At 46.9% G+C, this 7,031-nt stretch carries 6 protein-coding genes; 5 read left to right on the forward strand and 1 reads right to left on the reverse strand.

What is annotated here, in order from left to right; translation table 11 throughout:
- The 5 genes from ACN0T0_RS20175 to ACN0T0_RS20195 form a co-directional block, all read left to right on the forward strand.
- The coding region (locus ACN0T0_RS20175; protein ID WP_417228632.1) for a hypothetical protein at window positions 1–737 on the forward strand (737 nt) is incomplete at its 5' end.
- A gap of 25 nt (window positions 738–762) precedes the next feature.
- Complete coding sequence (locus ACN0T0_RS20180) at window positions 763–1,257, forward strand: CS1 type fimbrial major subunit (protein ID WP_417228634.1); 495 nt, start codon at window positions 763–765, stop codon at window positions 1,255–1,257.
- A 73-nt stretch (window positions 1,258–1,330) separates the two neighbouring features.
- The gene (locus ACN0T0_RS20185; RefSeq protein ID WP_417228636.1) at window positions 1,331–3,745 is read left to right on the forward strand and encodes a CS1-pili formation C-terminal domain-containing protein; all 2,415 of its coding nucleotides are present in this window, start codon (window positions 1,331–1,333) and stop codon (window positions 3,743–3,745) included.
- A gap of 12 nt (window positions 3,746–3,757) precedes the next feature.
- Window positions 3,758–4,954 (forward strand): hypothetical protein, encoded by a 1,197-nt coding sequence (locus tag ACN0T0_RS20190; protein WP_417228638.1) that lies wholly within the window; start codon window positions 3,758–3,760, stop codon window positions 4,952–4,954.
- Window positions 4,941–5,735 (forward strand): hypothetical protein, encoded by a 795-nt coding sequence (locus tag ACN0T0_RS20195; RefSeq protein ID WP_417228640.1) that lies wholly within the window; start codon window positions 4,941–4,943, stop codon window positions 5,733–5,735. Before ACN0T0_RS20190 ends, ACN0T0_RS20195 begins: the two co-directional genes overlap by 14 nt.
- A 183-nt stretch (window positions 5,736–5,918) precedes the next feature.
- Here the strand turns inward: ACN0T0_RS20195 and ACN0T0_RS20200 are convergent.
- On the reverse strand, window positions 5,919–7,031 hold a 1,113-nt coding region (locus ACN0T0_RS20200), incomplete at its 5' end, for a lytic polysaccharide monooxygenase (protein ID WP_417228642.1).

The raw sequence follows: 7,031 nt of genomic DNA on the forward strand, positions 1-7,031 counted from the left end.
AAAAATTACTAATGGTGACCGCGGCAATAATATCGACATCCGGCGCAGCTACCCCAGCAATAAATATAGGCGCCATGCACAGTTTCATTGAGCCAGAGCGAAGCACTCTGCTCAAGCAAATACGAAACAATGGAAGCAGCACGGCTTATGTGCGGATTACTGCCACTGAAATTGAATTTAGCGAAGATGGAAAAACTCAGGAAGTTGATATTGACCGAGAAAGTCTTCTTCGCGGTGAGGGCTATGGTTTGGTTGTGAGTCCGGCCCGCATGATTATTCCTGTCGACGGTATGCAAGCGAACCGCATGCTAGTCGTTGGTGAACGAGATGTAGAACGTTATTACCGAGTTCGGTTTGTTCCGGTAGTCCCAGAGAAAATAAGCGACTTTGGTTTAACGCCAGAACAAGCCGAAAACTATGAAAAAGAGGTCAACGCAGGTATCAGCATTATGGCTGGATACGGCGCCATTGTTGTCGTGCGACCTGAACATACGACATACGACACCGTCATCGATGAGAGTTCAAATCGAATGACGTTAACAAATCGCGGCAACAGTACGGTTGTGCTGGATGCCTTTGCTCAGTGTGAAGCAAAGCAGGTGAACTGTCATTCATACCGAGTTCGATATTTACGTCCCGGAACCTCTGTAACCGTAGATAAAACAATCGGTCAGAGTTTCCAATTCACGTTAGTGGAAGGACAAAACCAAACCAAGATGGCCTTTGGCGATCTCTAACTTTTAACACAATAGGAATATTACCATGTTTAAAAAAACCATACTGACTATCGCAATGTTCACTGGACTGGCTGGTGTTGCTAACGCTGCTGATCCTGTTTCAGTTGAATTTGATGTGCGCGCTGATGTGCCGACGGTTCAGTTTTATGTCAGCAAAGATGGTGGTTGGGAAGATGTTGTACTGAACTACAACGCGGAATCTGAAGCTTTCACACCAAACAACAGCCGTTATTTACGTGCACGTAACACCACGGGTGCTATTAACGCTTATCTGGACCACGCACCTGTACTGATGCACTCAGATACAACGACAAAGGTCGATTTATCTGTAGCCGTAAATGAAAAACCGCTGAAAGTGGGACCTGCAAACGCAGTCGAGATTTTGTCTGCGACTGATGCCGGTGTAACGGGTGGTGCAAAGATTCCAATGTTGATCTCTTCAAATAATACAAGCGTTAAAGCGGGTTCATACAGCGGTAAAGTATTGATGATGTTTGATGCAGTAACACCAACACCATAGTTTGAAAACGTAATCACGAAAAGAGTTTGTTGATGGGGCATGTTAAGCCCCATTTTTATAGGATAAGAATCTCATGTCATTAAAGCGTTTCGGTCTGATGATGGTGTTGTCAGCTGTCGGTATAAGTGGGCCTGTGCTAGGAATCGAATCTCAGTCACTGATTAAGCAGGTTGAGGCATTACCAGAAGAGTTTAGAGAGCACTTTTTTGGTACGCCAGTATCAGCACGTGTGTTGCTGGATAAAAAGGTCCTCGGCGATGCCATGATTATTCTATCCAATGAAAATGCTGTGCAAATTTTAAATTTCACGGACAGTTATGATAGCGATTATAGCGAGTCCGAACGTCAGGAGTGGCAGAGTCTTCTGGCCGAGTTTGTTCCTCTTGGTCAATGTCGTTCACAATGCCCGAAGCAACTGTTAGCGATTAGTTATAACCTGGAAACCGCTCAGCTAGCTTTGGTCAGCAGTCAGGGCAGCAAAACACAAGAGCAATGGCTGACCCTCGACGGTGAAGGTAGTTATGGTTTGATGCTTGGAAACCAGTTTCACCTTAGCGCACAAAGTGAGCAAAGCCCTAGTATGGGTTGGTTGATGGATATGCAAAGTAGCATTGGAGAATGGAGTGTTTTAGGACAAGGTCAACTTGACCGTACTCATGATTCAGAGCTCCACAGCTCTGTGACGGCGCTTTATGCCAAACGCCAGTTACAAGGACATTATGTTCGCGCGGGCTTATTTACTCCCGACAGTATGGGCGTGTTGCGCCAGCCCGTGACCAATGGTGGTCGCCTGCAGACCATGATTGGAGCGATGTTTGGGAGCTCTGACACCCGCTATATCAAAGACAACAGTGCCAGCTTGTATCCCGTCTACGTCACTGCGAACCGGGAAAGCGTGGCTGAGGTATACCGCAATGGATTGTTGATTAACAGTCAGACAGTACCGCCAGGGCTTCAGACTCTGGACACCTCATTATTTCCGGCCGGTGTCTACGATGTTGAAATTCGCCTCTTAGAAGATGGGCGGGAAGTCAATCGTCTACAAGATACGGTACATAAGCCACTTGAGTGGAGCAACACCCAGCAGCGCTATAAGTATAATCTGTTTGCTGGTAAGACGACTGACTGGCTGAGTGATTATCAGTCGACGACGGCTCATGAAATGATGCTAGGCGGCAATCTCAATTACCTGATCGATTCCAGTTTAGTCGCTGGTCTGGCGCTGCATAGTATTGGCTCAGAGCTGAAAAAAGGGCTGTCGTTGGACTGGCAGGCGCATCAGAATTTTAAGTGGTACGGCAGTGTGCACCACAGTAACCAATCGGGTTATGGTTTTGAGACCCAAACCCTGTGGCAATACCAGAGTGGCAGCCTGATCTTCAACCACAGTCAGCGTTGGACGCCGGTTTATGAGGAAGCAGATCGCTCTGAGAGGCTGGAACTTAATAAACGCAGCAGCCTCGCACTGAATCACAGATTAAGCGGTTATTCATCACTTAACGCCCGAGTGTCACTCAACCAGCATGAGCAGCCTGGTTATGAACTCCGCTTTGGAACCCGTCATACCCTTTGGGGGACGGATGTTGACTGGCGTTTATCACTTTTTGATCGCCCTTATTCAAGCAGTGACTCTGGCAGAAACTGGGGCGGAACACTCAATGCCAGTTTTGCCTTGGGTAATGAACGCCGCCGTGGCAGTGTCAGCGTGGGTTCGCGCAGTGATGCGAAAGGAGAACGTGATCTTTACTTATCTGCAAACATAGATCAGCAGTGGGAGCGTGGGCCTTTCTCTTCCAGTAGTGCAACCCTGACGGCCGATCAATATGGCTTGGGTGTGAGTGGCTCGGGTCAGTTTGACTCTTCCATTGCGGCGGGCAGCTTGTGGGCACAATACGGTTCCCAGCAGACTCTGGCCGGGGGAATAAACCTCAGTAACTCAGTGGTGTTTGGCCAGGGTGAAGCGGCGCTAAGTCATCATATGTTACGCGACGGGGCCGGGCTGATAATTGATGTCGACTCCGATGACCCTGATGTCAACCTGATGGCTTATTACGACCATGGGGCAACGCCACTGCATGCCGGGCGCAATGTGGTGCCGGTGAAGGCCTGGCAACCGGGTAAAGTAGAGTTAGGTTTTGCTGGTAATGATGGTCCGGCGTTACATGTATGGCCGAATCAGATGGGCTATCAGCTTAATCGTGGTGGGGTCAATTATCATCAGGTTCGTGTGATGGAAACCGTCACTGTCATGGGACGAATTACTGATGGAAGCGGTATGCCGCAGCCTGGGGTACGGGTCATTAACCACGCCGGGCGCAGTGTCACCGAGCACGACGGCTTTTTCACTTTAGAGATGCACGCCCATAACCCGGTGGTGTCAATTGAACACCCTAACGGAAAGCAATGTGATGTGGTTCTTGATAAGGCTCGTGATGCCTTAAAGGATATTTATTTTGCTGGTGATCTCGCTTGTATGTTTAATTCTTAATAAGGTGTAGTGATGAATCTTATATCGTTATTCCCCATGGTAATAAAAATCAGTTTAGTGGTAGCTTCTTTATGTTCTTTCACGATTGCCAACGCAGCTAACGTATACCTTACAGCGGATTATAGGCCTAATATATCAGAACCTGGAAACACTCAATTTAGAAATACAACCACTAACTCTGGTCCTTGTGCTAGATGGCCTTCTCTTTGTGAAGCGGGCCAATTCAGTATTGAAGTACCTGGTTTGTGGTTTGAAAAAAGAATGACTTCTGGGACAAGCACCTATCGGAACTCCCTGTTAGCGAAGTTGGATGCGAGGTCTCGGAATATAATACTCTCTCACGATTCAGGGAAAACGGTCAAAGCTCTGTTTAAATTGACATCTCTAGCAATGACTCGAAGACCTCTTGAAGGAACTGGTGCGAATCCATGGCTTCGTGGAGCTAACGGCGGTTGTAGTTCATCGATGGCTATGGGCGGGGCTAAGTGGAGTGCTCAAATTTGGCATTATCCTAATGATTCAACCACAATTTGTTTTTTGAGTTTTACGAATATTACTCTTGATGCTGAGTATAGGATGGATGAGATTGGTTTCGGTTATGAATTATCCGTAGACTCTCCTATTGGATTGGAATCTGGAACATACCGAGGAGAAGTTATCTACGCTGTAGGTGCAGGGGGAGATATTGATTTCTGGGGACATACCTATAGTGACACTGAAATTCGCTTTGTTGTTACTGCCACCGTCCAGCATGATTTTAACCTGCAATTTCCGGCGGGCTCGAATCAAGTCAATCTTGAGCCAACGGGTGGTTGGGGGCAGTGGTTAAATTATGGTCGTACACCAGCCCGATTAGAGCGTAATGTGCAATTTAGATTGACCTCCTCCAACCCGGTGAATATTTCGCTCCAGTGTCAGCACTCGGTTGGTAACCAGTGTGGGCTGCGTAAACGTGACACCGGGGACCTTGTTGGATTGGAAACGCAGGTTTCTTTGCCTGGCCTGAAAGCGGCGGACGGTTCCTATGCTCAAGAAGTGTTGCTAACTACAGATGCTGCAGGGCAGACATTTTCTCCGGCCCAATATGTGTACCAACGTAATTCTCAGGTGCATTTTCGGGTGAATAAACCGGAAGTCGAAGCCATGCTTAAAAAGCCTGGCAGTCGTTGGGCAGGGCAGGTGACCTTAATGTTTGATGCCGGATTGTAGTGACATCATGGTCTCATATTTAAAACAAGCGCTGCTGTATAGCAGCGTTTTTTTGTCCCTTCCCGTCCATGGGCAAACCTTTGCTGCACAGTTACATGTACAATATCAGTTAAAAGAACAATATCCTGGATTAGTAAGCCTGACTCAAATTACGCCGGTGAGTGGATATTGTGCTGCTTATCATTGCGAACAGGGCGAACTCAGTATTAGTGTGCCTAACTGGATGGCATACAAAAGGTTTACCAGTTGGTCACCGGATTACAATCAATTGTACGCCTACTTGGATACAGCACCTCGCAGCGTCACTCTGACTCATGGTAAAAGAGGACACACAATCAATGTTGCTCTGCGTTTACAGCTTTTTGGCGTTGAAATTAAGAGCCTGGGGGAAACACAGGGGCAAAACATTGTAAGCCACTGGTTTGCAGAGACGATTGAGGGTGAGTGTCAGCAAATGGTTGATATCAATGCTGAACCGTATTGGCGTAGAATTGTTTGGCTTTATGCGCTGGGAGAAAAGCAGTGCCAGCAACCTATGGCGGAAAAATCAGGCTATGATTCGTTTTTTGCCTATACCAACCTTACGCTTGGTTACAGTTTGTCACCGCTTTATATTGAGGACGTTATTCCGGAAGGGGATTACTACGGGGAGGCTGTCTACACCTTGGGAAGCCAGAGAAATATTGATTTTGCAGCCGATTGGTACTCACATCGGGAAATTCGAATGGCGATTGTGGCCCGAGTCTCTTCTGGTGAGTTTAATGTGATCGCTCACCAGTAACCGATTAGAACGATATAGTGAAGTGTCGATGGTGTATTTTACGTTGATTAATTTAGACTAGTATGTGCTGTGGCGTTAGCAAGGTGGCTGCTATCTGGCAGCCACCTTTTATATTATGAAAGTGAATAGTCATTGTGAAATTGAATATGACCAGTAATAATGAACTTTATTGTTAAACGTGAATTAGTCGGCCAAATTCCATGCCATGGTCCAGTGCGATCCGGTTCCCGGCTCGAAATGGGTCGCTGAACTGCTCCACTGCTGACAGTAGCCTGATGCCGGCCAGCCTTTACATTGATAAATCTGTCCGTCAGACGCTTTGACTTTTGTTCCCCCAATATAATTTTGCAAACCATCAGGGAACTCAAAGTCGTAATCATCATTGCCGGAATCCTCTTCTTTGAGTATCGCATTAAAATGGTAAAATGCGGTTTCTACCGTTCCAGCCAGGTTCTTGACATTAACAGCGACACTGTAAGTACCAAATTTGTTGAGGTGAATTTCATTTTCAGCGCCATTATTACTGAGTTCGCGTTCCAGAATGACGACCGGCTCTTGATCCGGATTGCCAACTTCGGAAACTATCGCGTTGTAAGAATAAAGACCGATGTTACGTTTGTACTCTTCCACGGAAACGCGGAATGGGATTTTGATCACTTCATTTGTGGTAAACTCGTATTCAGCACGATGATTTGGCCAGTGGATTCTGAATGGCACGTCCGGCATTTCATTGTGATGGCTTTCAATCAGATGTGACCAATTTTCCTGTTTGAAGTGAATGTAGTTCTGGTCAGGATCCGGACTCACCATGATCTCGTCGTTATCATCGCGTATTCCAACTTGCATAAACTTCGAAGCAGAAAGGTCGCTGTTTATTTTTTCTGCCAGTTCGATTTTCCACTGCTCGTCGACAAGGTTCGCCGCAGTGATACCCAAGGGTATTTTGAATCTCTCGTTGCCATTTTCCATGATTCTTGCGATCACCGTATAACCGACATCAATTGCGGTTTCTTCTGCGGCAAAACGCTCACTGACAGGCCACGGATTGCCAGGTTCCGGAGTAGTATCGTCATCTGGTGAGACGTATACATTGGCGCAGCTGTAAAAGGCTTCGGGGCTGTCCCAGACATTAGATGGCGCTGCACCAAGAACCTCATGTGCTGTATGAGACGGATTAGGGCGTTGCCAGATTTGGAACAGGACACGTTTTCCGGTTTTTTCTTGCGGCCATTTTATTTTCAAATGGTGCATTTGATTATTATTACTAGGAACTGCACCGGCAGCATCAATCACTTC

This window comes from Amphritea sp. (genome assembly GCF_048266285.1).
Lineage (GTDB): Bacteria > Pseudomonadota > Gammaproteobacteria > Pseudomonadales > Balneatricaceae > Amphritea.

What these genes read in the sequence shown, in the direction of transcription:
- ACN0T0_RS20180 (WP_417228634.1), top strand. Translation starts at nt 763, where the DNA reads ATGTTTAAAAAAACCATACTGACTATCGCAATGTTCACTGGACTGGCT.
- ACN0T0_RS20185 (WP_417228636.1), top strand. Translation starts at nt 1,331, where the DNA reads ATGTCATTAAAGCGTTTCGGTCTGATGATGGTGTTGTCAGCTGTCGGT.
- ACN0T0_RS20190 (WP_417228638.1), top strand. Translation starts at nt 3,758, where the DNA reads ATGAATCTTATATCGTTATTCCCCATGGTAATAAAAATCAGTTTAGTG.
- ACN0T0_RS20195 (WP_417228640.1), top strand. Translation starts at nt 4,941, where the DNA reads ATGCCGGATTGTAGTGACATCATGGTCTCATATTTAAAACAAGCGCTG.